25 protein-coding genes are annotated in these 25,441 nt (G+C 71.0%); 18 read left to right on the top strand and 7 right to left on the bottom strand.

What is annotated here, in order from left to right; all coding sequences use genetic code 11:
• Nucleotides 1-31: 31 nt before the first annotated feature.
• Nucleotides 32-775 carry a FadR/GntR family transcriptional regulator gene (locus ABZW17_RS15450; protein WP_354813689.1) on the bottom strand — a complete coding sequence of 248 codons (744 nt, stop codon included), beginning with the start codon at nt 773-775 and terminating at the stop codon, nt 32-34.
• A gap of 66 nt (nt 776-841) precedes the next feature.
• Here ABZW17_RS15450 and ABZW17_RS15445 point away from each other — a divergent pair, with 66 nt between their 5' ends.
• From ABZW17_RS15445 to ABZW17_RS15400, 10 genes are all read left to right on the top strand, one after another.
• Entirely contained in the window at nt 842-2,332 is a 1,491-nt protein-coding gene (locus tag ABZW17_RS15445; RefSeq protein ID WP_354813687.1) for an ABC transporter substrate-binding protein, read from the top strand.
• Nucleotides 2,329-3,273 carry an ABC transporter permease gene (locus ABZW17_RS15440; protein WP_354813685.1) on the top strand — a complete coding sequence of 315 codons (945 nt, stop codon included), beginning with the start codon at nt 2,329-2,331 and terminating at the stop codon, nt 3,271-3,273. The genes ABZW17_RS15445 and ABZW17_RS15440 overlap by 4 nt, the downstream gene beginning before the upstream one ends.
• Nucleotides 3,273-4,079: an ABC transporter permease gene (locus ABZW17_RS15435; protein WP_354813683.1), complete on the top strand. Its 807-nt coding sequence runs from the start codon at nt 3,273-3,275 to the stop codon at nt 4,077-4,079. The genes ABZW17_RS15440 and ABZW17_RS15435 overlap by 1 nt, the downstream gene beginning before the upstream one ends.
• Nucleotides 4,076-4,807, top strand: coding sequence for an ABC transporter ATP-binding protein (locus tag ABZW17_RS15430; RefSeq protein WP_354813681.1), 732 nt, complete (start codon nt 4,076-4,078; stop codon nt 4,805-4,807). Before ABZW17_RS15435 ends, ABZW17_RS15430 begins: the two co-directional genes overlap by 4 nt.
• Nucleotides 4,804-5,574, top strand: a complete 771-nt coding sequence (locus ABZW17_RS15425; protein WP_354813679.1) for an ATP-binding cassette domain-containing protein — start codon at nt 4,804-4,806, stop codon at nt 5,572-5,574. The genes ABZW17_RS15430 and ABZW17_RS15425 overlap by 4 nt, the downstream gene beginning before the upstream one ends.
• Nucleotides 5,567-6,979: an aldehyde dehydrogenase family protein gene (locus tag ABZW17_RS15420; protein ID WP_354813677.1), complete on the top strand. Its 1,413-nt coding sequence runs from the start codon at nt 5,567-5,569 to the stop codon at nt 6,977-6,979. Before ABZW17_RS15425 ends, ABZW17_RS15420 begins: the two co-directional genes overlap by 8 nt.
• Nucleotides 6,976-7,731 (top strand): SDR family oxidoreductase, encoded by a 756-nt coding sequence (locus ABZW17_RS15415; RefSeq protein WP_354813675.1) that lies wholly within the window; start codon nt 6,976-6,978, stop codon nt 7,729-7,731. Before ABZW17_RS15420 ends, ABZW17_RS15415 begins: the two co-directional genes overlap by 4 nt.
• 10 nt (nt 7,732-7,741) lie before the next feature.
• Nucleotides 7,742-9,127: an amidase gene (locus tag ABZW17_RS15410; protein WP_354813673.1), complete on the top strand. Its 1,386-nt coding sequence runs from the start codon at nt 7,742-7,744 to the stop codon at nt 9,125-9,127.
• Nucleotides 9,128-9,189: 62 nt separating this feature from the next.
• A complete protein-coding gene (locus tag ABZW17_RS15405; protein WP_354813671.1) occupies nt 9,190-9,714 on the top strand; it encodes a sigma-70 family RNA polymerase sigma factor in 525 nt (174 codons plus the stop codon).
• Nucleotides 9,707-10,555, top strand: a complete 849-nt coding sequence (locus tag ABZW17_RS15400; RefSeq protein ID WP_354813669.1) for a CU044_5270 family protein — start codon at nt 9,707-9,709, stop codon at nt 10,553-10,555. The genes ABZW17_RS15405 and ABZW17_RS15400 overlap by 8 nt, the downstream gene beginning before the upstream one ends.
• 18 nt (nt 10,556-10,573) lie before the next feature.
• On the opposite strand, the gene ABZW17_RS15395 is transcribed toward ABZW17_RS15400, so the two are convergent.
• Nucleotides 10,574-11,431, bottom strand: a complete 858-nt coding sequence (locus ABZW17_RS15395) for a CoA ester lyase (protein ID WP_354813667.1) — start codon at nt 11,429-11,431, stop codon at nt 10,574-10,576.
• Nucleotides 11,428-12,498, bottom strand: coding sequence for a CoA ester lyase (locus tag ABZW17_RS15390; protein WP_354813665.1), 1,071 nt, complete (start codon nt 12,496-12,498; stop codon nt 11,428-11,430). Before ABZW17_RS15390 ends, ABZW17_RS15395 begins: the two co-directional genes overlap by 4 nt.
• A gap of 433 nt (nt 12,499-12,931) precedes the next feature.
• On the opposite strand from ABZW17_RS15390, the gene ABZW17_RS15385 reads away from it, so the two are divergent.
• From ABZW17_RS15385 to ABZW17_RS15375, 3 genes are read left to right on the top strand one after another with little or no spacing between them, the layout of a single operon-like run.
• The gene (locus ABZW17_RS15385; protein WP_310968275.1) at nt 12,932-13,582 is read left to right on the top strand and encodes a hypothetical protein; all 651 of its coding nucleotides are present in this window, start codon (nt 12,932-12,934) and stop codon (nt 13,580-13,582) included.
• A 10-nt stretch (nt 13,583-13,592) separates the two neighbouring features.
• Nucleotides 13,593-14,243: an NAD(P)H-binding protein gene (locus tag ABZW17_RS15380; protein WP_354813663.1), complete on the top strand. Its 651-nt coding sequence runs from the start codon at nt 13,593-13,595 to the stop codon at nt 14,241-14,243.
• Nucleotides 14,240-15,190 (top strand): ribose-phosphate pyrophosphokinase, encoded by a 951-nt coding sequence (locus ABZW17_RS15375; protein ID WP_354813661.1) that lies wholly within the window; start codon nt 14,240-14,242, stop codon nt 15,188-15,190. Before ABZW17_RS15380 ends, ABZW17_RS15375 begins: the two co-directional genes overlap by 4 nt.
• Here the strand turns inward: ABZW17_RS15375 and ABZW17_RS15370 are convergent.
• On the bottom strand, nt 15,187-16,482 hold the full coding sequence (locus tag ABZW17_RS15370) for a D-arabinono-1,4-lactone oxidase (RefSeq protein WP_354813659.1): 1,296 nt from the start codon (nt 16,480-16,482) through the stop codon (nt 15,187-15,189). The two genes, ABZW17_RS15375 and ABZW17_RS15370, sit on opposite strands and share 4 nt — an antisense overlap.
• 84 nt (nt 16,483-16,566) lie before the next feature.
• Between ABZW17_RS15370 and ABZW17_RS15365 the strand changes: the two genes are divergently transcribed.
• Nucleotides 16,567-17,751, top strand: a complete 1,185-nt coding sequence (locus ABZW17_RS15365; RefSeq protein ID WP_354813657.1) for an amino acid deaminase/aldolase — start codon at nt 16,567-16,569, stop codon at nt 17,749-17,751.
• A gap of 500 nt (nt 17,752-18,251) precedes the next feature.
• Here the strand turns inward: ABZW17_RS15365 and ABZW17_RS15360 are convergent, their stop codons facing one another.
• Nucleotides 18,252-18,899, bottom strand: a complete 648-nt coding sequence (locus ABZW17_RS15360; RefSeq protein WP_003069019.1) for a TetR family transcriptional regulator — start codon at nt 18,897-18,899, stop codon at nt 18,252-18,254.
• A 130-nt stretch (nt 18,900-19,029) separates the two neighbouring features.
• On the opposite strand from ABZW17_RS15360, the gene ABZW17_RS15355 reads away from it, so the two are divergent.
• Entirely contained in the window at nt 19,030-20,346 is a 1,317-nt protein-coding gene (locus ABZW17_RS15355; RefSeq protein WP_354813655.1) for a GH1 family beta-glucosidase, read from the top strand.
• A gap of 25 nt (nt 20,347-20,371) precedes the next feature.
• Nucleotides 20,372-21,631 carry an MFS transporter gene (locus ABZW17_RS15350; protein WP_354813653.1) on the top strand — a complete coding sequence of 420 codons (1,260 nt, stop codon included), beginning with the start codon at nt 20,372-20,374 and terminating at the stop codon, nt 21,629-21,631.
• Nucleotides 21,632-22,004: 373 nt separating this feature from the next.
• Here the strand turns inward: ABZW17_RS15350 and ABZW17_RS15345 are convergent, their stop codons facing one another.
• Both ABZW17_RS15345 and ABZW17_RS15340 read right to left on the bottom strand, forming a co-directional pair.
• Nucleotides 22,005-22,421: a hypothetical protein gene (locus ABZW17_RS15345; RefSeq protein ID WP_354813652.1), complete on the bottom strand. Its 417-nt coding sequence runs from the start codon at nt 22,419-22,421 to the stop codon at nt 22,005-22,007.
• 12 nt (nt 22,422-22,433) lie between these two features.
• Nucleotides 22,434-22,778, bottom strand: a complete 345-nt coding sequence (locus ABZW17_RS15340; RefSeq protein ID WP_354813650.1) for a hypothetical protein — start codon at nt 22,776-22,778, stop codon at nt 22,434-22,436.
• Between the two features lie 320 nt (nt 22,779-23,098).
• Here ABZW17_RS15340 and ABZW17_RS15335 point away from each other — a divergent pair, with 320 nt between their 5' ends.
• Nucleotides 23,099-24,484, top strand: coding sequence for a helix-turn-helix transcriptional regulator (locus ABZW17_RS15335; protein ID WP_354813648.1), 1,386 nt, complete (start codon nt 23,099-23,101; stop codon nt 24,482-24,484).
• 22 nt (nt 24,485-24,506) lie between these two features.
• Nucleotides 24,507-25,394, top strand: coding sequence for an aminoglycoside phosphotransferase family protein (locus ABZW17_RS15330; protein WP_354813646.1), 888 nt, complete (start codon nt 24,507-24,509; stop codon nt 25,392-25,394).
• Nucleotides 25,395-25,441 lie beyond the last annotated feature (47 nt).

Below are 25,441 nucleotides of genomic sequence, written 5' to 3'. Positions count from 1 at the left end.
GTAGGGGGAGTCGCGGGCGGTGCGGCCACCGTTACCGCAGCAGCGGCGCCAAGAGCGGGCGCTGCCCGGCCGGGACGTACTCGGCGTAGTTGTCGTACAGCGCCTGCTTGGCGAGCCGGGCCGCGCCGTCGCCGTCGGCCGCGCGGATCGCGTCGAGCACCTCGGCGTGGTGCGCGAGCCACGCGCGCATCAGCGACGTCCGGTTGCTGGCGTGCTCGAGCTTGTCCTCGATCAGTTCCAGCACGACCCCGCGCACGACCTCCTCGCTGACCACCAGCAGCGGGTTCCGCGAGATTCGCGCGATCACCTCGTGGAAGGCCACGTCCGCGCGGCTGAACTCGGCGTACCCGCGTGAGACGCCTTCGCGCATCGACTCCAAAGCCGTGTCGAGGCCGGTCAGGTCGTCTTCGGTGCGGAGCTCGGCGGCGAGCAGGTGCGCCGAGCCGTCGAGGATCATCCGGAACTGCAGGAGTTCCGCGAGCCCGACGTGCTCGGCGCGGGCGAGCCGGTGCATCGAGCGGTGCAACGCGGCGGGCGAGGCGGCCAGCACCTCCGGGCCACGCGGGTCGCCGGGCCGCGACCGGATCATCTCGGCCGCCTGCAGCACGCGCAGGGCTTCGCGGATCGTCGAGCGGCCGACGCCGAACTGGATCATCAGCTCGCGTTCGCTCGGCAGGCGTTCGCCCGGCTTGAGCGCGCCGCTGACCACGGCCTGCTCGATCTGCTCGACGACCCGCTCGTACGCGCGGACCGGAGCCACCGGTTCGAACCGCATCCCTTGACCTCGACGTCCGTCGCGTGCAGGCTACTGGTCAGACCAGTGTACCGACCTGGAGGCCGAATGAAAGCCCGGATTCCCGCGGTGGCAGCGGTGCTGCTGCTCGCGGTGACCGGCTGCTCGGCCGGCTCGTCGGCCAGTGTTTCCGCTGGTCCGGGCACGCTTTCCGTCGGCTTCACAGCCGAACCGGCGAACTTCGACTTCACGCGCACCGACGGCGCCGCCATCCCGCAGGCGCTGCTCTACAACGTCTACGAAGGGCTCGTGAAGCTCGACGCGCAGGGCCGGATCGTGCCGCTGCTGGCGAAGTCGTGGACGATCAGCCCGGACCGGAAGACCTACGACTTCCAGCTGCAGCAAGGCGTCAGGTTCAGCAACGGCGCCCAGTTCACCGCCGAGGACGTCAAGTTCTCGCTCATGCGCGTGAAAACCGCGTGGACGATCTCGATCAAGTCCACCATGGACGTCGTCGACCACGTCGACGTCGTCGCGCCGGACCACGCGCGGGTGGTGCTGGCCAAGCCGTCCAACGGCTGGCTGTTCAGCCTCACCAGCCGGCTCGGCGCGATGTTCAGCCCCACCGGCGTCGCCGACCTGGCGAACAGGCCGGTCGGTACCGGGCCGTACGTCGTGGCGGCCCGCAAGCGCGGCGATTCCGTGGTGCTGAAGGAAAACCCCGGGTACTGGGGCCGCGAACCGGCGTACTCGACGGTGGTGCTCAAGTACATCAAGGACCCGACGGCGCTGAACAACGCGTTGTCCAGCAACGGCATCGACGTCATCTCCGCGGTCACCGCGCCCGACTCGGTCCCGCAGTTCCAGGCCGACGACCGGTTCCAGGTCATCCAGGGCACGTCGAACAGCGAGGTCACGCTGGCCATGAACAACCAGCGGGCGCCGCTGAACGACGTCCGCGTGCGCCGGGCCCTGACCTACGCGATCGACCGGAAGGCGCTGCTCGACACGGCGTGGGCCGGCCGCGGCACGCTGATCGGCAGCATGGTCCCGCCGACCGACCCCTGGTACGAGGACCTGGCGAACGTCTACCCCTTCGAACCCGCGAAGGCGAAGGCGCTGCTGTCCGAAGCCGGCGTGACGAACCTGAACCTGCGGCTGCGGATCCCGAACCTGCCGTACGCGGTGTCGGCCGCGCAGGTCGTCCAGTCGCAGCTCGCCGACGTCGGCGTGCGGACCACGATCGAGCCGCTCGACTTCCCGGCGGTGTGGTTGAAGCAGGTGTTCACCGACCACGACTACGACCTGTCGATCATCCAGCACGTCGAGGCCCGCGACATCACGACGTTCGGCAAGCCGAAGTACTACTGGGGTTACGACAGCAAGCGCGTCCAGCAGCTGCTCGCCGAGGCCGACAGCGGGACGCCGGAGCAGCAGGTCGCGGACATGAAGCAGGTGGCGCGGCAGCTCAACGCCGACGCCGCCGCGGACTGGCTGTTCCTGTTCCCCAACGTGATCGTCGCGAAGGCGAAGGTCGGCGGCTTCGCGGCGAACCAGGTCAGCGAGTCGTTCGACCTCACCGGGCTGGCGCCGCGATGACGGCCAGGGTGCTGCGCCGGGTGGCGATCTTCGTGGTCAGCGTGCTCGCCGCGTCGATCGTGGTGTTCCTGTTCATGGCCGTGCTGCCCGGCGATCCGGCGCAGGTCGCGCTCGGTGTCAACGCGACGCCGGAGCTCCTCGCGAAGACCCGCGCGGAGTTCGGCATCGACCGGCCGCTGGTCACGCAGTACTTCGACTGGATCGGCGGCGTGCTGCACGGCGACTTCGGCCGCTCGTACGTCACGCGGGACGCGATCGGGCCGCAGCTGCTCGACCGCCTCGGCGTCACGTTGTGGCTGGTCGGCGCGGGGATGCTGGTGGCGCTGGTGATCGCGGTCCCGGCCGGGACGTTCGCCGCGGTCAAGCACCGGAAGGCGTCCGGGGCGGGGGTTTCCGGGCTGTCGCAGATCGGCGTCGCGATCCCCGCGTTCCTTGCCGGGATCATCCTGGTGCAGATCTTCGCCGTCCAGCTGCGCTGGCTGCCCTCGGGCGGCTGGACCCCGCCGGACCAGAACGCGGGCGAGTTCCTCCGCGGGCTGATCCTCCCGGCGTTGTCGCTCGGCCTGGTGCAGGGCGCGGTGCTCACGCGCTATGTCCGGTCCGCCGTGCTCGACACGCTCGGCCAGGACTACCTGCGCACCGCGCGCTCCAAGGGCCTGCGGCCCGGGCAGGCACTGGTGCGCCACGGGCTGCGCAACGCGTCGGTGCCGGTGGTGACGGTGCTCGGCCTGCAGCTGGCGACGCTGCTGATCGGCGCGGTCGTCGTCGAGCGCGTGTTCGTGCTGCCCGGCCTGGGTTCGATGCTGCTGGACGCGGTGTCCGCGCGTGACCTGCTGACCGTGCAGGGGATCGTCCTGGTCCTGGTGGCCGGCGTGCTGCTGGTCAACTTCGTCGTCGACGTCCTCTACACCGTGCTCGACCCGAGATTGCGGGGTTCGTGATGCGCAATCTGGTGCTGGGCGGGATCCTCGTCGGCCTGGTCGTGCTGGCCGCGCTGCTGTCGTTCTTCTGGACGCCGTTCGACCCGGTGAAGGTCGACGCGACCCACCGGCTGCTCGGCTTCGGCGCGTCACACTGGTTCGGCACCGACAAGTTCGGCCGCGACCTGCTGAGCCAGCTCATGGTCGGCGCCCGCACGACGCTGTACGTCGGGGTCGTCGCCGTCGGCATCGCCGCGGTGATCGGGACGCCGCTGGGGATACTGGCCGGGATGTCGCTGCGGTGGCTCGGCGAGTTCGTCATGCGCGTCAACGACCTCGTGCTGGCGTTCCCCGCGCTGCTGCTGGCGATCATGTTCGGCGCGGTGTTCGGGGCGGACACGCTGACCGCGATGGTCGCGATCGGCATCGCGACCATCCCGTCGTTCGCGCGGATCGCCCGGTCCGGGACGCTGCAGGTGATGAGCACCGAGTTCGTGCTCGCCGCCCGGGCCGGCGGCCGCTCGCGGGTGCACATCGCCGTGCGGCACGTGCTGCCGAACGTCTCCGGCCTGCTGATCGTGCAGGCGTCGGTGTCGTTCGCGATCGCCGTGCTCGCCGAAGCGGCGCTGTCGTTCCTCGGCTTCGGGACGCGGCCGCCGACGCCGTCGTGGGGCCGGATGCTGCAGGAATCCCAGGAACTCCTGACCGTGCAGCCGCGGCTGGCGCTGGTGCCGGGCATCGCGATCGCCGTCGCCGTCCTCGGGTTCAACCTCCTCGGCGACGGCCTGCGCGACCGCCTCGACCCCCGGTTGGCGGCCCGCGTATGACGCTCTCGGTCTCTCGTCTTCGCGTGGGTTCCCTGGTCCGGGACGTGTCCTTCGAGATCGGCGCGGGGGAGCGCGTCGGCCTGATCGGGGAGTCCGGGTCCGGGAAGTCGTTGACGGCGCTGGCGATCATGGGCCTGCTGCCCGAGGAGCTGCGTGCGTCCGGCTCGATCTCTCTCAGTGGCCGAGAGCTGCTGGGAATGTCCGAAAAGGACCTTTCGCGGCTGCGCGGCGACGAGCTGGCCATGGTGTTCCAGGAGCCGATGACGGCGTTGAACCCGGCCATGCGCGTCGGCCGCCAGGTCACCGAGCCGGGCCGGATCCACGGCCGCCGTCACCGCGCCGAGGACCTGCTGGCCGCGGTGGGGCTCCCGGACACCGCGCGCGCGTACCCGCACCAGCTGTCCGGCGGGCAGCGGCAGCGGGTCGTGCTCGCGATGGCGCTGGCCAACGAGCCGTCGCTGCTGATCTGCGACGAGCCGACGACCGCGCTCGACGTCACCGTGCAGGCCCAGATCCTTTCGCTGATCAAGACGTCGTTGCCGCCCGAGAGCGCGCTGCTGTTCATCACGCACGACCTCGCGGTGGTCGCTTCGGTGTGCGAGCGCGTGCTGGTGATGCTGGACGGCGAGATCGTCGAAGCGGGCTCGACGCGCGAAGTGCTGACATCGCCTTCGCACGCCTACACGCGCAAGCTCCTCGACGCCTCGGACCTGGAGGCCCGGCGATGATGCTCGAAGTCCGCGACCTCGAACGCCGGTACGCCCGGCGAGACGTGCACGCGCTGCGCGGAGTCAGCTTCGACGTCGAAGCCGGGCAGCGGTTCGGCATCGTCGGGGAGTCCGGCTCGGGCAAGTCGACGCTGGTCCGGCTGCTGGCCGCGCTCGACAAGCCGACCGCGGGCACGGTGTCGTTCCAGGGGAAGCGCATCGACAACCTGCCCGAGCGCCGCCTCGGGTTCCTGCGGTCCGAGCTGCAGATCGTCTTCCAGGACCCGATGGGTTCGCTCGACCCGCGGATGCGTGTCCTCGACATCGTTTCCGAGCCGATCGGCCGGCGCGAGCCCGACCGCGTCGCCGAGCTGCTGGCCGCCGTCGGCCTTCCCGCGGACGCGGCGGGGCGGTACCCGCACCAGTTCTCCGGCGGGCAGCGGCAGCGGATCTCGATCGCCCGCGCCCTGGCGCCGAACCCGAGCGTGCTGATCGCCGACGAACCGGTCAGCGCCCTCGACGTCTCCGTGCGCGGCCAGATCCTCGACCTGCTCGCGTCCCTGGTCGAGCAGTTCGCCTTGACGCTGATCTTCGTGTCGCACGACCTCGGTGTCGTCCGGCACGTCTGCGACCGGGTCGCCGTGATGCGCCGCGGCGAGATCGTCGAACTCGGCGACGTCACGCAGGTCTACGACACACCGCGGCACGAGTACACGCGGGAACTGCTGGCCGCCGCGCCGAACCTGCGCGCGGAGCTGGCCCGGCTGAGCGGAGGCGACGATGGCTGAATACCCCGGCGGCCTGCCGGTCGGCGGCGGCTGGGTGTCCACTGTGGATACCGAAGAAATCGTTTTCCCCTACGACGCGAGCGTCATCGGCCGGGCGCCGGTCGGTACTCCCGAGCTGGCTGCTCGCGCTGTCGACGAGGCTGTCGCTGTTGCGCGCGAAGTGGCTTCACTGCCTTCGCGGGTCCGCCGGGCTCTGCTGAACGACGTCGCCGCAGCGGTTCGTTCCCGGCGCTCGGAATTCGAAGACCTGCTGGTGCTGGAGACCGGGAAGCCGCTGGTCGACTGCCGCGTCGAGGTCGCGCGCACCATCGTCACCTGGGAAGCCGCCGCCGAAGAGGTGTCGCGGCTGCACGGCGAGACCGTGCCGCTGGACCTCCTGCCCTCGGGCGACGGGCTGGTCGGGTTCTGGACGCGCAAGCCGATCGGCGTGGTCGTCGGCATCGCGGGGTTCAACTACCCGCTGCTGCTGGCGTCGCACAAGATCGCCCCGGCGATCGCCGCGGGCTGCCCGGTGATCGTCAAGCCGGCGCCGCAGACCCCGCTGGCCACGCTGTGGCTGGTGCACCTCGTGCGTTCGGCCGCCCCGGTGCCCGCCATGGTCCAGCTGGTCACCGGGGACGCGTCCGTGGGTGCCGCGCTGACCACCGACCGCCGCGTCGGCGCGGTCTCCTTCACCGGCTCGGCCGCGGTCGGGCACCGGATCGCGCGTGCCGCGGCCCCGACGAAGACGCTGCTGGAGCTGGGCTCGAACGCGGCCCTCGTGGTGGCCGAAGACGCGGACCTCGACGCCGCCGCGGACGCCGTGCTGCGCGGCGGGTTCTACGCGTCCGGGCAGGCCTGCATCTCGGTGCAGCGGGTGCTCGTCGTCGCGTCGGTGGCCGCGGACTTCACCGATCGGCTGCTGGCCCGGCTCGACGAGGTCGTCATCGGGGATCCGCGCGACGAGCAGACGCGGGTGTCCGCGCTGATCGACCCCGCCTCGACCGAGCGCGTCGCCGCGTGGATCTCGAAGTCCGGCGCTCGCCAGGTCGGCGGGGGTGTCGAGGGCACCGTGCTGCGGCCGACCGTCCTCCTCGACGTCCCGGACGGCGTCGAAGCGTGGGACGAGGAGATCTTCGGGCCGGTCGTCTGCGTGCGGACGGTGTCCGATGTGGACGAAGCGTTCGCCGCGGTGAACGCGTCCCGCTACGGCCTGCACGCCAGCGTCTACAGCAGGTCCTTGAAGACGGCGTTCCGGGCGTTGGACGAGCTCGAAGTGGGCGGCGTCGTGATCAACGAGGTGCCCGGCTTCCGCTCGGACACCATGCCCTACGGCGGTGTGAAGGACTCCGGCATCGGCCGCGAGGGGCCGCGGTTCGCCGTCGAAGAGCTGACCGTGACCAGGATGGCGGTGCTGCGCCCGTGAACTATTCGACGTTGTTCCGCCTGGACGGCCGCCGGGCCGTGGTGCTCGGCGCGGGCGGCATCGGCCGTGAAGCCGCGCGGGCCCTCGCGGCACACGGCGCCGACGTCGTGTGCGCCGACCGTGACCTCGAAGCCGCGCGAGAAGCCGGTGTCGGCGAGGCGTACCCGCTCGACCTCCTCGAACCGGGGGCCCTCGACCGTGCCGCGGCCGAGCTGGGCGACGTCGACGTCGTCGTGCTGACCGCCGCGACCAACGTCCGCAAACGTTTGCTGGACTACACGCGCGAGGAGTTCGACCGCGTCATCGCGCTGAACCTCGGCGTGACGTTCGAGGTCGTTCGCGTCTTCGGCGCCGGCATGGTCGCGCGCGGCCGGGGCAGCATCATCGGCTTCTCGTCGATCCGCGGCACCACCGTCGAGCCGGGCCAGGGCCCGTACGCGGCGACGAAAGCCGGGCTCGTCCAGCTGTTCCGGACGGCGGCCGCGGAGTTCGGGCCGGCCGGCGTGCGGGTCAACGCGATCGCCCCCGGCGTCGTCGAGACCCCGCTGACCGCGCAGATCAAGGCGAACCCGGAGTGGTACGACGCGTACGCGGCGAAGGGCGCGTTGGGCCGCTGGGCGCGTCCGGACGAACTCGCCGGCGCTGTCGTGTACCTCGCTTCGGACGCTTCGTCGTTCGTGACCGGCTCAGTGCTCGCGGTGGACGGCGGCTGGACCGCTGTCGACGGCCGCTTCGACCCGCCTGCCTCGTGAAGGAGCGCTCATGACCGAGCTGCCCGACCTGACCGCCGTCGAGCTCGTTGCGCAGTACCGCGCGAAGACACTCTCGCCGGTCGAGGTGACCGAAGCCGTTGTCGCACGCATCGAAGCGCGAGAGCCGCAGCTGCACGCGTTGTACGCGTACGACCATTCAAGCGCACTCGACACCGCGAAGGCGTCCGAAGCGCGCTGGACGGCGGGCGAACCGCTGGGCGTGATCGACGGCGTCCCGCTCACGCTGAAGGAAAACATCGCCACGCGCGGCACGCCGGTCCCGCTCGGCACGGCGGCCACGGCGCTCACCCCGGCCCCGGACGACGCCCCGGCGGCCGCCCGGGTCCGCGAGGCCGGCGGCGTCCTGCTGGCCAAGACGACCATGCCGGACTACGGGATGCTGACGTCCGGGCTGTCGAGCTTCCACGCCACGGCCCGCAACCCGTGGCAGCCCTCGGCCACGCCGGGCGGCTCGAGCGCGGGCGCCGGCGCGGCGGCCGCCGCGGGATACGGCCCGCTGCACGTCGGCACGGACATCGGCGGCTCGATCCGGCTGCCGGCGGGCTGGTGCGGCCTGGTCGGGCTGAAGCCGAGCTTCGGCCGGGTGCCCGTCGCCCCGCCGTTCCTCGGCCGCGTCGCCGGCCCGATGACCCGCACGGTCGCGGACACGGCGTTGCTGATGGGCGTGCTTTCGCGCCCGGACGCGCGTGACCACCTGTGCCTGCCGCCCGCGGATCTCGACTGGTCGTCGCTCGATCTCCCCGTGGCGGGCCTGCGCGTCGGCCTGCAGCTGGAGTCCGGCCCGGGTCTGCCGGTGGACCCGGCGATCGCGGACGCCGTCACCGCGGCGGCCCGGGCCTTCGAAGCCGCGGGCGCGGTCGTCGAGCCGGTCGAGCCGTTCCTGACCCGCGAAATGCTCACGGGCCTGGACGTGTTCTGGCGGACGCGAGCCTGGTCGGACCTGGCGGCCCTGCCCCCGGACCGCCGCGCGAAGGTGCTGCCGTACATCGCGGACTGGGCGGCGGCCGGCGCGGAGGTGTCCGGCGTGGACGTCTACCGCGGCTTCGCCCAGATCGACGCGATGAGCGTGGCGGCCCTGCAGGCGACCTCGGCGTTCGACGTGGTGCTGTCCCCGACGTGCCCGGTGGCGGCACCCCCGGCGGAGTGGGCGTCCCCGACGAACGACCCGGCCAGGCCGTTCGAGCACATCGCGTTCACCGTGCCCTACAACATGTCGGGCCAGCCGGCGGTCTCGCTCAACTGCGGCTACACCGACGACGGCCGCCCGATCGGCCTCCAGCTCGCGGGCCGGCGCTTCGACGACCTCGGCGTCCTCCGCGCCGCAGCGGCGTACGAGCGGCTCCGCCCGCCGCAGCGGCCCTGGCCGGCGGGGTAGGGAAGAAGTTCCGGCCCCGCGGCGAAGTGGTGGTGGAACTGCCGCCGGCGGGAAGGAACCCCATGACAGAGGCAGCCCCGGTGACTGGCGTCGACCAGTTCACCGAGGTGCACGATCGCCACTTCGCCGAGATCTACCGCTACATCGCCGGCCGGCTCGGCGCGCAGGCCGCGGAGGACGTCGCCGCCGAGACGTTCCTGGTGGCGTTCGACCGCCGCGGGAAGTTCGACCCCGCCCGCGGCGACCTGCGCGCCTGGCTGTTCGGCATCGCGACGAACCTGGTGTCGAGACACCGCCGCAAGGAAGCCCGCCACTACCGCGCCCTCTCGCGGCTCGACCCGCGCGAGGCCGCCGAAGGGCACGAAAACCGGGTCGTCGATTCGGTCGCGGCCGCGCGGGTGGGGAAGGCGCTGACCGGCCTGTCCGCCGGCGAACGCGATGTCCTGCTGCTCGTGGCGCTCGGCGACCTCGGCTACGCGGAAGTCGCCGAAGCCCTCGGCATCTCCCCGGGCACGGTCGGTTCCCGGCTGAACCGCGCCCGCAAGAAGCTCGCCCCCGTCCTCGCCCAGGAGGCTTCCGATGAATGACCTGCAGACCCTGCGGGCCGCGCTGCTGCCGGCCGAACCCGCCCCGGACGTCGCCGACCGGAGCCGGCACCGGCTGCGGAACCGGATGCTCGGCGCACCCCGCCGCCGGGTCCGCCGCCCGCTCACGATCGGCATCGGCTTCGCGGCCGCGGCGGCCGCCGCCGCGGTGGTCGTGGCGACCCTGCCTGCGACCCCGGCCCCGCCGCCGCCGCCCCAGGCGGTGGCGCCGGTCGACCCGGGCCGGCAGATCCTGCTGGCGGCCGCCACGGTCGCCGAGCGCGCCGACGTCGGGACCGGCAAGTACTGGCACTCGACGACGAAGGTGGGCAAGGAGACCTGGGAGTACTGGACCACCGTGGACGGGCACGAGTGGTACCGCGACGCGAAGACCCACGGCAAAGCGGTGCCCCAGCCGCGCCCCCGGCCCATCCGGCTGAACGGCGACGACGACGTCACGATCAGCGGAATCCTGGCCCTGCCCCCGGATCCGGCGGCCCTGCGGAAGTGGCTCGTGGAGGGCCTGACCCGGCACGGCACGCCCGCGAACCAGCGCGACACGGCGGTCCTCCAGTCGCTGATCGACCTGGTCTCCGTGGTGCCGTCGCCCCCGGCGGTCCGGGCGGCGGCGTTCCGCGCGATCGCCGCCGACCCGGGCGTCCACGCCACCCCGGACGGCAAGGGCGTCACCCTCCCGGGCGGCGGCCGCCTCATCGTCGACCCGGCCACCGGCCAGGTCGATGGATCATCGGTGTTCCTGGGCCCGGACGGCAAACCGGCCAGGGACACGAAGGGCCACACGTACGCGGTCAGTGCCGAGTGGACGGACGACCTGCCGAAGTGACCCCGCCGGCCGGGGCCGTCAGCCCTTGACGGCCTCGGCCAGCGCCAGCACCCGCCGCGCGTTGTCGACGTGCAGGTTCTCGATCATCCGGCCGTCCACTGTCACCACGCCACGGCCTTCCTTCTGCGCTCCTTCGAACGCTTCGATGATCCGCCGTGACCGGTCGATCTCCTCCTCGGACGGCGCGAAGATCCGGTTGCACGGCTCCACCTGCGCCGGGTGGATCAGCGTCTTGCCGTCGAACCCGTACTGGCGGCCCTGCTCGCACTCCGCCTCGAACCCCTCCAGGTCCTTCACGTCGTTGTAGACGCCGTCGAGGATGACGCGACCGGTCGCGCGCGCGGCCAGCAGGCACAGCGAAAGCCCGCCCAGCAACGGGCCGCGGCCCGGGACGAACTCCGCGTGCAGTTCCTTGGCCAGGTCGTTTGTGCCCATCACCAGCACGGTCAGCCGCTCCGAGGCCGCCGCGATCTCCGCCGCGTGCAGCATCGCGACCGGCGTCTCGACCATCGCCCAGATCTTCGTGTGGTCCGGCGCGCCGCCCAGCTCCAGCGCCCGCTCGATGTTGTGCACCTCGGCCGCCGAGTTCACCTTCGGCACGACCACCGCGGCCGGGCCCGCCGCCGCGGCCGCGCGCAGGTCGGCGTCGTGCCACTCGGTGTCCAGGCCGTTGACCCGGATCGTCACCTCGCGGGAACCGTACGAACCCACCGCGGCGCACACCCGGTCGCGCGCGGCTTCCTTGGCGTCGGGGGAGACGGCGTCCTCGAGGTCGAGGATCAGCGCGTCCGCCGGGATCGTCTTGGCCTTCTCCAGCGCACGTTCGTTCGCGCCCGGCATGTACAGGACGGAACGCCTCGGCTTCACCTCGGTCATCCGAGGGCCTCCTTCGTGGCCGCGTCGTAGGCCGCGGCGAGTTCGGGGTCGTCCGCCGCGAGGGCGTCCGCCAGTTCGGCGACCACGCGGCACTGCTTCACCGACGCGTCGTCCTGCATCTTCCCGTCGATCATCACCGCGCCCGTGCCGTCGCCCATCTCGGCGATCACCCGGCGCGCCCAGGCCACATCGGACGGTGAAGGCGAGAACACCTTCTTCGCGATGTCGATCTGCACCGGGTGCAGGCTCCACGCACCGACGCAGCCGAGCAGGAACGCGTTGCGGAACTGGTCCTCGCACGCCACGACGTCGCGGATGTCCCCGAAGGGCCCGTAGTACGGCAGGATCCCGTGCATCGCGCAGGCGTCCACCATCCGCGCGACCGTGTAGTGCCAGAGGTCCTGCTGGTAGGTCGTCCGGCCTTCGTCGAGGTCCTCGCCGGTCGGGTCGGTGCGCACGAGGTAGCCGGGGTGCCCGCCGCCGACGCGGGTCGTCTTCATCCGGCGGCTCGCGGCCAGGTCGGCCGGGCCGAGCGAGATGCCCTGCATGCGCGGGCTGGCGCCGGCGATCTCCTCCACATTGGCCACGCCGCTCGCCGTTTCGAGGATCGCGTGCACCAGCAACGGCTTCGTCAGCCCCGCGCGCGCCTCGAGCTGGGCCAGCAGCCGGTCGACGTAGTGGATGTCCTGCGCGCCTTCGACCTTCGGCACCATGATCACGTCGAGCTTGTCGCCGATCTCGGTGACCAGCGTGACCAGGTCGTCGAGCACCCACGGCGAGTCGAGGCTGTTGATGCGCGTCCACAGCTGCGTCTTCCCGAAGTCGTTCGCCTTGGCGATCGCGACGAGCCCGGCGCGCGCGGCCTCCTTGCGGTCGGCGCGGACGGCGTCCTCGAGGTTGCCGAGCAAGACGTCGACCTTCTTCGCGATGTCCGGCACCTTGGCCGCCATCTTCTCGTTGCCCGGGTCGAAGAAGTGGATCATCCGGGACGGCGTCACCGGGATCTCCCGCACGGGGGCGGGCGCGCCCAGGGCGAGCGGGGCGAAGAAGTCCTTCGGGGAGCGCATCGGTCCTCCAAGGCGGGGGCTAAGTAACTGGTGGGTAACTTTAGTCCCCGCGCGCGCGTGACCGCTGCGGCGTAGCTCACCGCCGGCCGGGTGACACCGGACATCCGCAGCTCAGCGGCCTGCGTCCACAGTGGATGACCGGCGGTTTGCGCCGAACGGGCTAGTCCCGGCCGGGTGATCACCGATGGCCGCCTTCTGCTCGGGGTAGTCGGTTGCCGCCGGACGGTAATGCCACTCACCTCGCTCTCACTCGGTTGGCCGCACCGTTCGACCGAAGTCCGATGACCGCCTACCGACCGGTCATCGACCGCTGGGCGCCGCCGATCGCAGCCACTCGCACTACCCGGCGACGCCGCGCCGCCGCGCTGTTAGACAGGTTGGGTGCCGGTTTCCCCCGGTCACGAAGCGGTGCAGGTTAGAAGGAGGCGGACTCGTGGCGGCTACACCTCAGAACACCGAGCGCTCGACGGTCGCCGGTGGCGCGAAGCGCAGCCGGTCGATGCCGAGCCGCGTGGTGCCGCCGATCGAGCTCCCCGCGAGCGTCGACGAGCTCGCCCGCGCCGCCGCGGCCCAGCTGGGCTGGAACGGCGTCGTGCTCCCCGAGATCACCATCCTGGGCCGCAAGGTCTGCGTGGTCGCCAAGCTCCGCACCGACGTACACGCCGAGCGCATCGCGATGGGTGCCGGCCCGGTGGCCGACCGCGCCACCGTCGACACCTGGACCTGGCCGGAGCTGGCCGGAACCGCCCCCGCCCCGGCCGCCGAGATCGTCGGCGTCCTGGCCGTCGCGCGCCACTGGCGCACCGCGATGGCCTCCGCGGTTCCGTTCGCCCGCTACGGCGAGGCCGCGATGGTGCTCCCGTCGCCGGCCGTCCTCACCGAGGACTACGTCGGCAACTGCCTGCCGCGCGCCCGCGCGTACGGCCTCGCCGTCGTGACCGCCGACCCGAACGCGGTCGTCGACCTCGACCTCGAAGGCCGCACCGAGCGCGTCGTGCTGGCCGAGGACCCGGTCTCCCGCCTGGTCAACGAGCTCGTCTACGACCACCTGCTCCGGACCGCAGAGGCGCCCGCTTCGCACTAGGGTCGGCTCCATGCGAGTCGTCATTGCTGGTGGACACGGTCAGATCGCGCTGCGGCTGGAGCGGCTGCTCGCCGCGCGCGGGGACGAAGCGGTCGGGATCATCCGGAACCCCGCCCACGCGGCGGACCTCGAAGCCGCCGGCGCCCAAGCCGTCGTGCTCGACCTCGAAAACTCCGGTGTGGACGCCGTCGCCGAGGTGCTCAAGGGCGCCGACGCCGCGGTGTTCGCCGCGGGCGCGGGGCCGGGCAGCGGCACCGCCCGCAAGGACACCGTGGATCGCGGCGCCGCGGCGCTGTTCGCCGAAGCGGCCGAACGGGCCGGCGTCCGGCGGCACGTCCAGGTCGGGTCCATCGGCGCCGACAACCCGGAAAACCCCGACGTCACCGAGGAGTTCCGCCACTACCTGCGCGCCAAGCGCGCGGCGGAGGACGACCTGAAGGCCCGCGACCTCGACTGGACCATCCTCCGGCCGGGGCAGCTGACCGACGACGCCGGAACCGGCCTGGTCCTGCTGGCCGACACGGCCGGCCGCGGCCCGATCCCGCGTGACGACGTCGCCGCGGTGCTCGTCGGCCTGCTGGACACCCCCGCTTCGGTGCGCCGCACCCTCACGCTCATCTCGGGCGAGGACGCCATCGGCGAAGCGATCTCGGCGCTGTGATCACCCAGGCATCGAGAGAGATCGCCGTCTTCAGCGGCAGTGCGCACCCTGAGCTGGCCGAGGAGATCTGCCGGCACCTCGGCGTGCCGCTGCGGCCGGTCGAGATCCAGCGGTTCGCCAACGACTGCCTCGAGGTGCAGCTGCAGTCCAACTGCCGCGAGCGGGACGTCTTCATCATCCAGCCGCTGGTGAAGCCGGTGCAGGAGCACCTCGTCGAGCTGCTGCTGATGCTCGACGCGGCGCGCGGCGCGTCGGCGTCCCGCATCACCGCCGTGATCCCGCACTACTCGTACGCGCGCTCGGACAAGAAGGACGCCCCGCGCATCTCGATCGGCGGCCGGCTGGTCGCCGACCTGCTGGTGACCGCCGGCGCGAGCCGGGTGCTGGCGATGACCCTGCACTCGCCGCAGGTCCACGGCTTCTTCAGCGTCCCGGTCGACCACCTGCACGCGCTGCAGGAGCTGGCCAAGCACTTCCGGCAGTACGACCTTTCGCGCGCCACCGTCGTCTCGCCGGACCTGGGCAACGCGAAGGAGGCGTCGCACTTCGCGCGGCTCCTCGGCGTCCAGGTCGCGGCGGGGGCGAAGGAGCGCTTCCCGGACGACCGCGTCCAGATCACGTCGGTGATCGGCGAGATCACCGGCCGGGACGTGATCGTGCTCGACGACGAGATCGCCAAGGGCAGCACGGTGCTGGAGCTGCTGGACCGGCTGGCCGAACTGAACCCGCGCTCGATCCGCGTCGCCTGCACGCACGGGCTGTTCGCGGCGAAGGCCATCGAACGCATCGGCAGCCGGCCGGAAGTGCTGGAGATCGTCTGCACCAACACGGTTCCGGTGCCCGAGGAGGAACGCACCGAGAAGTTGAAGATCCTGTCGATCGCGCCGGCGATGGCCGAGGCGATCCGCCGGATCCACAACGGCGAATCGGTGTCGGCGCTCTTCTAGACGTAGCCGAGCACGCGGTCCAGGTAGGTGTTGGTGAAGACGCCGTCCGGGTCGGTTTCCTTGCGCACGCGCAGGAAGTCGTCGAAGTGCGGGTAGCGCGAGCGGAGGACGCCGGCGTCGAGGTCGTGCATCTTGCCCCAGTGCGGGCGGCCGCCGACCGCGCCGGCGATCTTCTCGAACGCGCCGAAGTACTCGCGGTACGGCATGCCGACGAACTGGTGGATGGCGATGTAGGCGGAGTCGCGGCCCTGCGCGGTCGAAAGCCAGATGTCGTCGGCCGCGGCCACCCGCACCTCGACCGGGAACATCACCGGGTCCTTCAGCGTCGGCACCACAGCGCGTAGTTCGGCGAGCACGTCGAGCACTGATTCACGTGGAACAGCGTATTCCGTTTCGGTGAACCGGACGTTGCGCGCGGTGACGAAGACGCGGTGCGAGACGTCGCTGTACTCGCGCGCGGAGAGCATGTTGGACGCGAAGTTGTTCAGCGGGCGCACCAGCCGCGGCATCAGCCGCCCGGTCCGGCAAAGGCCGCCGAAGGCCACGTTCTCCATGATCTGGTAGTCGACGAACTCCCGGACCTTGCTCAACGGCTGTGCGGTTTCGCACCGGTTGTTGCGCTTGACCAGGGCGTTCTTGCCGTAGGGGAACCAGTAGAACTCGAAGTGGTCGTTCTCGGCGGCGAAGTCGTGGAAGCCTTCGAGGACCTGCTCCAGCGGCTCGGGGCGTTCCTGCGCGCGCAGGTAGAAGGCCTTTTCGCAGCGCAGGGTCACGGTGGTGATCACGCCGAGCGCGCCGAGGCCGACGCGGGCGGCGGCGAAGAGGTCGGGCTTTTCGTCGGCCGAACAGGTGACGACCGAGCCGTCGGCGAGGACGAGTTCGAGCGCGGCGACCTGCGTCGCGATGCCGCCGAGCTGCGCGCCGGTGCCGTGGGTGCCGGTGGAAATCGCGCCGGCGATGGTCTGCGCGTCGATGTCACCGAGGTTGGCCATGGCCAGCCCGAGCGCGTCGAGTTCGGCATTGAGCTGTTTGATCGTCGTGCCCGAGCGGACGGTGACGTGCCCGGTTTCGAGGTCCACCTTCTCGACACCGGTCCAGTGCCGCAGGTCGAGCGCGTCGGAGTCGGCGACGGCGATCGCGGTGAAGGAGTGCCCGCTGCCCCAGGGGCGCACGGTGCGGCCGGCCCGGGCGACGCTCTCGACGGCCGCCGCGATCTCAGCCGCGTTGCGCGGCTGGTGCACGTGCTGGGGCGAGGCGGACGCCGTGCCCGCCCAGTTGGTCCACCGGGTCATGCGCGCACCCTTCATCGTCGAGTGCCCGAAACAGTAAGTGAATAGTATTCGCGTTTCAAGCCTTCGTGTCGTACTTTAGACCTCGTGACCAGTGCGACGGTGTACGACTTGGCGACCAAAGACCTCGATCCGCCCCTGGCGGTGGTGGACCTGGCCGCCTTCGACGCGAACGCCGACGACCTCCGCCGCCGCGCGGCGGGCAAGCCGATCCGCGTCGTCAGCAAGTCGGTGCGCTGCCGTGCGCTGCTGGAGCGGACGCTGGCGATGCCGGGTTTCGAGGGCCTGATGTGCTACTCGCTGGCGGAAGCGGTCTGGCACATCGAGCAGGGCACGACCGATGACATCGTCGTCGCCTACCCGACGGCCGACCACGAAGCCCTCCGCCGCCTGGCCGCCTCCGAGCAGGCCCGCGCGTCGATCGCGATCATGGTCGATTCGGTGGCGCACCTGGACCTGGTCGACGCGGCCCTCGGCCACGGCCACCCGGAGATCCGGGTGTGCCTGGAGCTGGACGCGTCCTGGCGCCCGCTCCCGGGGGTCCACGTCGGCACGCGCCGGTCACCCGTGTTCACCCCGAAGCAGGCCTCGGCGTTCGCCCGCCAGATCGTGGCCCGCCCGGGCTTTTGCCTGGTGGGCGTGATGGCGTACGAAGGCCAGATCGCGGGCCTCGGCGACGCGGCGGGCCGCCGCCTCAACCGCCTGGTGGTCGGCTGGATGCAACGCCGATCGGCGGCCGAGCTGGCCCGCCGCCGCGGCGCCGTGGTCCGGGCGGTCCGCGAGGTGACGGACCTGGAGTTCGTCAACGGAGGAGGCACGGGCAGCCTGGAGTCGACGGGCGCGGACGCGGTGGTGACGGAGATAGCGGCGGGCTCGGGCCTGATCGGCCCCACGCTCTTCGACGGCTACACGCGTTTCAAGCCCCGCCCGGCGGCCCTGTTCGCACTCCCGGTGGTCCGCCGCCCGACCCGCAACATCGCGACGCTGTTTTCGGGCGGCTACATCGCTTCGGGCCCGACGGGCCCCTCCCGCCAACCGCAGCCGTACCTGCCGGCGGGCTTGAAGTTCCTGGGCTTCGAGGGAGCGGGCGAGGTCCAAACTCCGGTAACGGGCCGCGCGGCCCGCGGCCTGCAGCTGGGCGACCGGGTGTGGCTGCGGCACGCGAAGGCGGGCGAGCTGGCGGAGCGGTTCACGCACTACCACCTGATCAGCGGGGACCAGGTGGAACGCACGGTGCCTACGTACCGGGGTGAGCACCAGAACTTCGGCTGACCCAGCCGCCGAACCCCACCTGGCGGCGGGCGAGGTCACGCATCCGCTGAGCGAGCTGGAGTACCGCCGCGGGGTTCCGCCGCCACGTGCACTCGCCTTTCTCGGCCGGGTGTTCGCGTCCCCGGCATCGCGGGTGGCTGACCCTGCGGGAGAGCGCATTCCCCGCATCGCGGGTGGCTGACCCTGCGGGAGAGCGCATTCCCCGCATCGCGGGTGACTGACCTGCGGGAGAGCGCATTCTCTCGACCGCGGGCGACTAACCGGCGGGAAGCGCGCGCGTCCCGGCACCGCGGGCGTCTGACCTGCGAAAAGAGCGCATCCCCAGCGCCGGAGAGCAAGCCGCAAATGCGATCCCCGGCACCCAGGCCGGCCGCCACGCGCGCGCCCGCCCTCCCTGGGGGAACCCCCACATCCAGTCTATCGGCCCCCACCGACAACCCGCCCCGAAACACCTCAGTTGTCCACAGCTGTGCATACCTGTGGACAACTTCTGTGGACAGCTACGACTGCTCCCCGAACCGGGCCGCCAAATACCCCTTCACCACGTACTTCGCCTCGGCGACGATCTTCTCGTCCCCGCTGGGTTCCTTCCGGAACGCCAGCTTCAGCAACGCGTCCGCCACCTCGTTCGCGATTCCGATCGCGAACCGCAGGTCCTCCACCGGGCGGTCCACCTGCGTCGACACCAGGTCCGTCAGGGAATCCACGATCACCGCGTTGTTGTCGCGCGTCTCGTCGAGCAGCTGGCGGTCGATGATGTCGCCGAAGTGGACCTTGGAGAAGCCGGGGACCGTGCGGTGCATCTCCAGGTAGATGTCGAGGATCGAGTCCACGACGTCCCACCAGTGCTCCGGGCCGAGCTGCTTCAGGCGCTCGTTCACCGCTCCCACGAAACGGTCCAGGTTCCGGGCGGTGAGCGCTTGGACGACCGCTCTCTTGTCCGGGAAGAACTGGTACAGCGAACCTACGGCGACCCCCGCGCGCTTGGCGATCAACGTCGTCGTCAGCGCGTCGTAACCGAGCTCGTCGATCAGCGCCGCGCTCGCGTCGAGCATCTGCTCGACCCGCTTCGCGCTTCGCTGCTGAACCGGCTGACGGCGCAAGGGGGTGGCTTCTGCCGGCACCTTCGCGGCCTGGATGTCGGACACGGCGCTCCTCCTCGTCTGATCTGCGACTTTATCGTGCCGACGGGCTTCCCCACGGACGAGTGAAGACCTAGTATATGAGAACTTTTCATGTTCACCCGTACGGGTGGCCTGACGAAGGGGTCAGCAGCCGGTGCAGAACCCGATCTTCCCGCCCGACTTCCTCTGGGGTGTCTCGACATCTGCGTTCCAGATCGAAGGCGCCACCAGCGAAGGTGGGCGCGGACCGTCCATCTGGGACACGTTCACCGCGACCGAGGGCAAGATCGCCCGCGGTGAACAAGCCAACGTAGCCGCCGACCACTACCACCGCTACCCCGAAGACATCGCGCTGATGGCCGAGCTCGGCGTCGGTGCCTACCGGATGTCCATCGCCTGGCCCCGCATCCAGCCCGACGGGAAGGGCGCGCCCAACCCCGAAGGGCTCGGCTTCTACGACAAGCTCATCGACGCCGTCTGCGAAGCCGGCATCGCTCCCGCCGTCACGCTCTACCACTGGGACACCCCGCAAGCGATCGAAGACGACGGCGGCTGGCTCTCCCGGACGACCGCTGAGCGCTTCGCCGAGTACGCCCAGATCATCGGAGACCGCTTCGCCGATCGGGTGAAACTGTGGATTCCGCTCAACGAGCCCATGGTCATGTCGATCTTCGGCTACGGCATCGGCGAGTACGCGCCCGGCAAGGTGCTCCTGCTCGACGCCATTCCCACCGCGCACCACCAGAACCTCGCCCACGGCCTCGCCGTCCAGGCCCTGCGCGCGGCCGGCGCGACGAACGTCGGCACGGCCAACAACCACTCGCCCATCTGGCCCGCGGACGACGACGCGCACGACGCCGCGGACTACCTCGACGCCCTGCTCAACCGGCTCTACGCCGACCCCATGCTGCTCGGCAGCTACCCCGAACAGCTCCACGAGCACCTCCCGGCCGGGTTCGCCGGCGACCTGCCCACCATCGCGCAGCCGCTCGACTTCTACGGCGTCAACTACTACGAGCCGCAGGGTGTTGCGAAGCCCGGCCCGGGCAACCCGCTGCCCTTCGAGCTGCGCGACATCGAGGGCTACCCGATGACGACGAACGCCTCGCCGATCGTCCCGCACGCCCTGCGCGAGCTGCTGCTGGACTTCCACCACCGCTACCAGGACAAACTGCCGCCGATCCAGATCACCGAGAACGGCTGCAGCTTCGCCGACGAAGTCGCCGAAGACGGTGGGGTGCACGATCCCGAACGCATCGACTTCCTGCACAGCCACCTGGTCGCGCTGCGCGAGGCGATGGACGCCGGGGTCGACGTCCGTGGCTACTTCTGCTGGTCCTTGATGGACAATTTCGAATGGTCCAAGGGTTACGCGCCGCGCTTCGGCCTGGTGCACGTCGACTACGAGACCCTGCGGCGGACGCCGAAGGACTCGTTCCACTGGTACCGGAAGCTGGTGCGGCATGAGTGAGCTTGCGAACGAATCAGATCGGCGCGTGAGTGAAACGACCCAGACCCTGCCGGAGGCGCTCGCCGAGCCCACCGAGCGGGTCCGGCCGGGCTGGATGAGCCTGCTGTTCTTCGCGAACATCGCGCTGTGGCTGGGCGTCTACGCGCCGATCCAGGTGCTGCTGCCGAAGCAGGCCGAGCTGCTCGACAGCGCGAACAAGGAAGCCGTGCTCGGGCTGGTGATGGGGTTCGGTGCGGCGGTGGCGCTGGTCGCCAACCCCGCGATCGGGCTGCTGTCCGACCGGACCTGCTCCCGGTTCGGCCGTCGCCACCCGTGGACCGTCGCCGGCGCGATCTTCGCCGCCGCCGGGCTGGTGGTGCTGGCGCTCGCGCCGACGGTCGCGGTGATGATCATCGGCTGGTGCCTCGTGCAGGGCGGGCTCAACGGCATGCTCGCCGCGCTCATGGCGGCCTTGCCCGACCGTGTCCCGGTCAAGCAGCTGGCCGTGGTCGGCGGCCTGGTCGGCATCGCGCAGATGCTCGGCACGGTGCTGGGCGCGGTCGTGGTCGTCGTCGTGCTCGGCCTGGCGGGGCTGCCCCTGGCCTACGCGGTCTGCGCCGGGATCGTGGTGATCGGCGCCGCGTTCTTCGTCCTCCGGACGCCGGACGCGCGGCTGCCGCTCGAGTTCCGCCCGCCGTGGGCGCTGCGCCCGGTGCTGCGCGACTTCTGGGTTTCGCCCCGGAAGTACCCCGACTTCGCGTGGGCGTGGAGCTGCCACTTCATGATCAACCTCGGCAACGCGTTCGGCACGCTCTACCTCCTGTACTTCCTCCAGGACGCCGTGCACTACGCGGATCCGGAGAACGGCCTGCTGATCATGATGGGCCTGTACGGCGTCGCGCTCGTCGCCGGCGCGGTGCTCGCCGGGCACTTCTCCGACAAGTCCGGACGGCGCAAGCCGTACGTCCTGGCGGCCTCCGGTGTGATGGCGCTGGCCGCCCTGCTGCTGGTCCTCTGGCAGAGCTGGCCGGTCGCGCTCGCCGCGTCCCCGCTGCTCGGCGTCGGTTTCGGGGCGTACATGGCGGTCGCGCTGGCGATGCTGACGCAGGTGCTCCCGGCGGCGCAGAACCGGGCCAAGGACTTCGGCATCATCAACATCGCGAACTCGCTGCCGCAGGTGGTCGCCCCGCTCGTGACGCCGCTGGTGCTCGCCTACCTCGGCGGCTACTCGGGCCTGTTCGCGGCTTCGGCGGTCGCGACGCTCTTGGCCGCGGTGCTCGTGCTGCGCGTGAAGGCGGTTCGCTAAGCCCCACAAGCCTGAAGGCCACCCTCGGACTATCGAGGGTGGCCTTCAATGCTTTTCGGGGATGGAACCGCGGGCCGGTGCCGGTCGGGGGAGGGGAGTGCAACGGCACCGGCCCGCGGAATTCGAGGGCCGCTCGGGGCGGTCAGCGGTGAACCAGTGGTCCATACCGCTTGTGATGATCAATCTAGCGGGGGATTACCCCCTGGGCTAGGGCTAACGCGGAAAATTTTCGATTAATCGCGGAGGGGACCGGGATGATGGCCGAGGACTGGTTCGCGCTGCTCGGGGGTGCGGGCGAAACAGTCCTCGGCCGGGGCGAGTGCGGGTGCGGGTCCGATGGGGCGATCGGTCGGCCGCGCTCGCCGGTCTGGGGTCAGGCCGTGACCGCTCGGCGCGGGTTCACCAACGCGTGGCGACCGGTGGTCTCGGCCGCGGTGGGCGGCGCGGGGTGCGTCGGCACCGGGCTCTTGCGACGGCCCTGGAACCGGCTGTCGGTTGCGGACTGTTGCTGCGGGGCCAGGCCGCCGGCCACGAGGTGTTCGTGTGCGACCTGCCAGACCGAGCACGGCGCCTTGCAGCGGTGCCACCGGGTCGAGCAGGTCGGGCAGTCGCCGCGCTCGTCGGGCTCGTGCATCTTCAGCATCGCGCGCCACGCCTCCGTCAGGCGGGGCAGTTCGGAGCGCGCAACCGAGACGAGCGACTGGGCGTCGGCGCGGTTCGCCAGGTCGGTCAGCATGTCGAGGCGCTCCCAGACCGCATTGCGGAGGACCTGCCCGAGTACCTGATCCATGTCAGCTCACCGTTACCTTTCCGCCATCTTGGCGGCTTCGTTGAGCGCGGCGCGCAGCTGTCCGAGCTGGCCGGACGTCAACCGCGCGGTCTCACCGGGAGGCGAGACCAGTACCACCTGGTTGTCTTCGACGAACACCGTGACCGCCCGCTCCCGGCTGATCAGGTCGCCGCACTGCACGCGCCAGACGAGCTGACCGCCTTCGTAGTGGCGGACGCTCGCGGTGCGGGGGTCCACCGCGGCGGCGGGGGTCACGGGGCGGACGGCGGAGACGGGAGAGACCGTCGCGACCGCCGGCCGCACGGCGCGGGCGGCCATGCCGGCATGTCCCCCTGCGAACGAGTCCACGAACTCCACGCCCTTCTCCGCTCTGTCGACAGTCTTCGAAGATGCCTTCTGCAACATCGCACCTTGCACAACGCTGCGGTTTTTCGTAGCTCTCCGTGATCGCTACCGGTGTCCGGGCGGTGACGGAGATCTGACAACTACAGTGAGGTGAAACCGGGTGCGATAGAAGGTGGAATCGGCGTCATAGCGGTGACTGGGCTCGGTTCCACGGTAAGCGGTCAACGGACTTCGCCCCGACCGATCAGGGCACCAGTTCGGCTGTTCACACGGTTCCGCAGGTTTGCCTACGCTGTTTCTCAGACGCCCGACCGGACAGTGGAGGGGGCGCGATGGACGCCAGTAACGGTGGCAGTGCCGAAGCCCGGCAGAGCCACGCAGTTCCCGCTGACGCGTGGGAGCAGCCGGAGATGAGAACGGCTCTCGCGTCGCGCGAGATCAGCGCCGTCTACCGGCTCCTGCGCAAGCACGGTGTCTCGCAGCGCCAGATCGCCGCGATGACCGGCCAATCCCAGTCCGAGGTGTCGGAGATCCTCAAGGGTCGCCAGGTCATGGCCTACGACGTGCTCACGAGGATCGCCGACGGCCTGGGCGTTCCCCGTGGGTACATGGGCCTCGCCTACGACGAGGCCACGGCGATACGCGTCGTCGGCTCCGCCGACGGCCAGCAGGCTGAGGAGGACGAGTCCGTGAAGCGACGGAGGTTCCTCGCGCACGCGGCCCAGGTCACGATGGGCGCGGCGGTGTTCGGCCCGGAATCCGGCACCTGGGCGGCCGGGCCGGCCAGGACGCCGGCGCCCGGGCGCATCGGCATGACCGACGTCCGCCAGGTGGAAGCCGCGACGCGGGCGCTGCGGGCGCTGGACTACCAGTACGGCGGCGGGTTCTGCCGCGACGCCGTGGTGGCGCAGCTGTCCTGGGGCCAGCAGATGCTCGAGGCGCACGGCACCGAAATCGTGAAGAACCGCCTGTACGTGGCGCTCGCCGACCTCCACTCGCTGGCCGGCTGGACCTCCTTCGACACCGGCCTGATGGACTCCGCCCGCGGCCACTTCGCGAACGCGCTGGACCTGGCCAAGCAGGGCGAAAACCATCCGCTGGTGGCGAACGTGCTCTACCGCATGGGCCGCGTCTACCTGCACCAGGACGCTCCGAACGACGCGCTCAAGCTGTTCCAGCTGGGCCAGATCGCGGCTCAGGAAAGCGGTTCCGAGCTGGCCGTCTCCGTGCTCTGCGCGAACGAGGCCTGGGCCTACGCGATGATGGGCAACGAAGAGCAGGCGGTGAAGCTGCTCGGCCGGAGCAAGGACGAGTTCGAGCGCGCCAACCTGGCCGAAGCCGAGTCCTGGGTCAAGTTCTTCACCGAGACCGACGTCTACGCCATGGTCGGCACCGTCCACACGGTCCTCGCGCAGAAGAACGCGGAGCACACGAAGTACGCGATCCCCGCGCTGACCAAGGCCGTCGAGTCCTATGACGACGAAATGGCCCGCTCCAAGACCTTCATGCTGAGCGCGCTGGCCACCAACCACCTGCTCGACGGCGACCTCGACCACGGCGCCAAGGTCGGCGGCAAGGCCATCGACTGCGCCGAGGGCATCAAGTCCGAGCGGGTCAAGGACCGGATGCGGCCTCTGCAGGAAGAGGCCGAGCGCCGCCGCAACAACGCCGACGCCCGTGACCTCGCCGACCGCCTCCACGCTTTCTACGCCGCCTGACCCCGAAAGGGCCGGCGCGGTCTTGGACGGCCGGTTCACCTCGGAGAAGCTGCGTGGCGTGCTGGCCGAAACCAGCGCGCTGCTGGGTCTCGACCCGGCGGGCGCGCGGTTGCTGCGGTTCACCAACAACGCGGTGTACGCGCTGGTCACGGCACCGTTCGTGATCCGGATCGTCGGCTCGACGCAGCTGCGGCACCGCGTCGGCACGGTCGTGCGGGTGGCCCGGCACTTCGAGGAGCACGGCGTCCCCGCGATCCGGCTGCTCGGCGACGTCGAGCAGCCGCTGGAGGTCGGCGGGCACCTGGTGACCGTGTGGCACCGGGTGCCGAGCATCGGCCGCCCGGCGACGTCCACCGACCTGGCCCGGCTGCTGCGCCAGGTGCACGCCCTGCCCCCGCCGGAGGGGCTCGCCGAGTGGGCGCCGTTCGCCGCGGTGCGGGCTCGGGTGTCCGACGCCGAGGAGCTCGGCGACGCCGACCGGGAGTTCCTGCTCGACCGCTGCGCCGAGCTCGAGGCGGAGCTGGCCGAGCTGGCCTTTCCGCTGCCCAGGGGCCTGGTCCACGGCGACGCGTACCCCGGCAACGTCATCCCCGGCCCGGCGGGCCCGGTGCTGTGCGACTTCGATTCGTCGTGCGTCGGCCCGCCGGAATGGGACCTGACGCCGCTCGCGGTCGGCCGCGAGCGGTTCGGCGACCCGCCGGTGCGCTACCGGATGTTCGCCACGGCGTACGGCTTCGACGTGACGTCGTGGCCCGGGTTCGCCGTGCTCCGGGGGATCCGCGAGCTGAAGCTCACGACGAGCGTGCTGCCGATCCTGCGCAGCCGGCCGCAGGTGCGCCCGGAGCTGTACCGGCGGCTGGACGACTTCCGCAACGCGCGGACCGACACGCGGTGGACGCGTTACCGCTGACCGTCATCTGTCACTTGGTGTGATCGACACCACAGCCTGCACGTGCA

This window comes from Amycolatopsis sp. NPDC004625 (assembly GCF_040609695.1).
Lineage (GTDB): Bacteria > Actinomycetota > Actinomycetes > Mycobacteriales > Pseudonocardiaceae > Amycolatopsis.
This window is presented reverse-complemented; position numbering and strand designations above follow the sequence as displayed.

Coding starts and splice junctions, on each gene's coding strand:
- ABZW17_RS15450 (WP_354813689.1), bottom strand. CDS start 775: ATGCGGTTCGAACCGGTGGCTCCGGTCCGCGCGTACGAGCGGGTCGTC.
- ABZW17_RS15445 (WP_354813687.1), top strand. CDS start 842: ATGAAAGCCCGGATTCCCGCGGTGGCAGCGGTGCTGCTGCTCGCGGTG.
- ABZW17_RS15440 (WP_354813685.1), top strand. CDS start 2,329: ATGACGGCCAGGGTGCTGCGCCGGGTGGCGATCTTCGTGGTCAGCGTG.
- ABZW17_RS15435 (WP_354813683.1), top strand. CDS start 3,273: ATGCGCAATCTGGTGCTGGGCGGGATCCTCGTCGGCCTGGTCGTGCTG.
- ABZW17_RS15430 (WP_354813681.1), top strand. CDS start 4,076: ATGACGCTCTCGGTCTCTCGTCTTCGCGTGGGTTCCCTGGTCCGGGAC.
- ABZW17_RS15425 (WP_354813679.1), top strand. CDS start 4,804: ATGATGCTCGAAGTCCGCGACCTCGAACGCCGGTACGCCCGGCGAGAC.
- ABZW17_RS15420 (WP_354813677.1), top strand. CDS start 5,567: ATGGCTGAATACCCCGGCGGCCTGCCGGTCGGCGGCGGCTGGGTGTCC.
- ABZW17_RS15410 (WP_354813673.1), top strand. CDS start 7,742: ATGACCGAGCTGCCCGACCTGACCGCCGTCGAGCTCGTTGCGCAGTAC.
- ABZW17_RS15405 (WP_354813671.1), top strand. CDS start 9,190: ATGACAGAGGCAGCCCCGGTGACTGGCGTCGACCAGTTCACCGAGGTG.
- ABZW17_RS15400 (WP_354813669.1), top strand. CDS start 9,707: ATGAATGACCTGCAGACCCTGCGGGCCGCGCTGCTGCCGGCCGAACCC.
- ABZW17_RS15395 (WP_354813667.1), bottom strand. CDS start 11,431: ATGACCGAGGTGAAGCCGAGGCGTTCCGTCCTGTACATGCCGGGCGCG.
- ABZW17_RS15390 (WP_354813665.1), bottom strand. CDS start 12,498: ATGCGCTCCCCGAAGGACTTCTTCGCCCCGCTCGCCCTGGGCGCGCCC.
- ABZW17_RS15380 (WP_354813663.1), top strand. CDS start 13,593: ATGCGAGTCGTCATTGCTGGTGGACACGGTCAGATCGCGCTGCGGCTG.
- ABZW17_RS15370 (WP_354813659.1), bottom strand. CDS start 16,482: ATGACCCGGTGGACCAACTGGGCGGGCACGGCGTCCGCCTCGCCCCAG.
- ABZW17_RS15345 (WP_354813652.1), bottom strand. CDS start 22,421: ATGGATCAGGTACTCGGGCAGGTCCTCCGCAATGCGGTCTGGGAGCGC.
- ABZW17_RS15335 (WP_354813648.1), top strand. CDS start 23,099: ATGGACGCCAGTAACGGTGGCAGTGCCGAAGCCCGGCAGAGCCACGCA.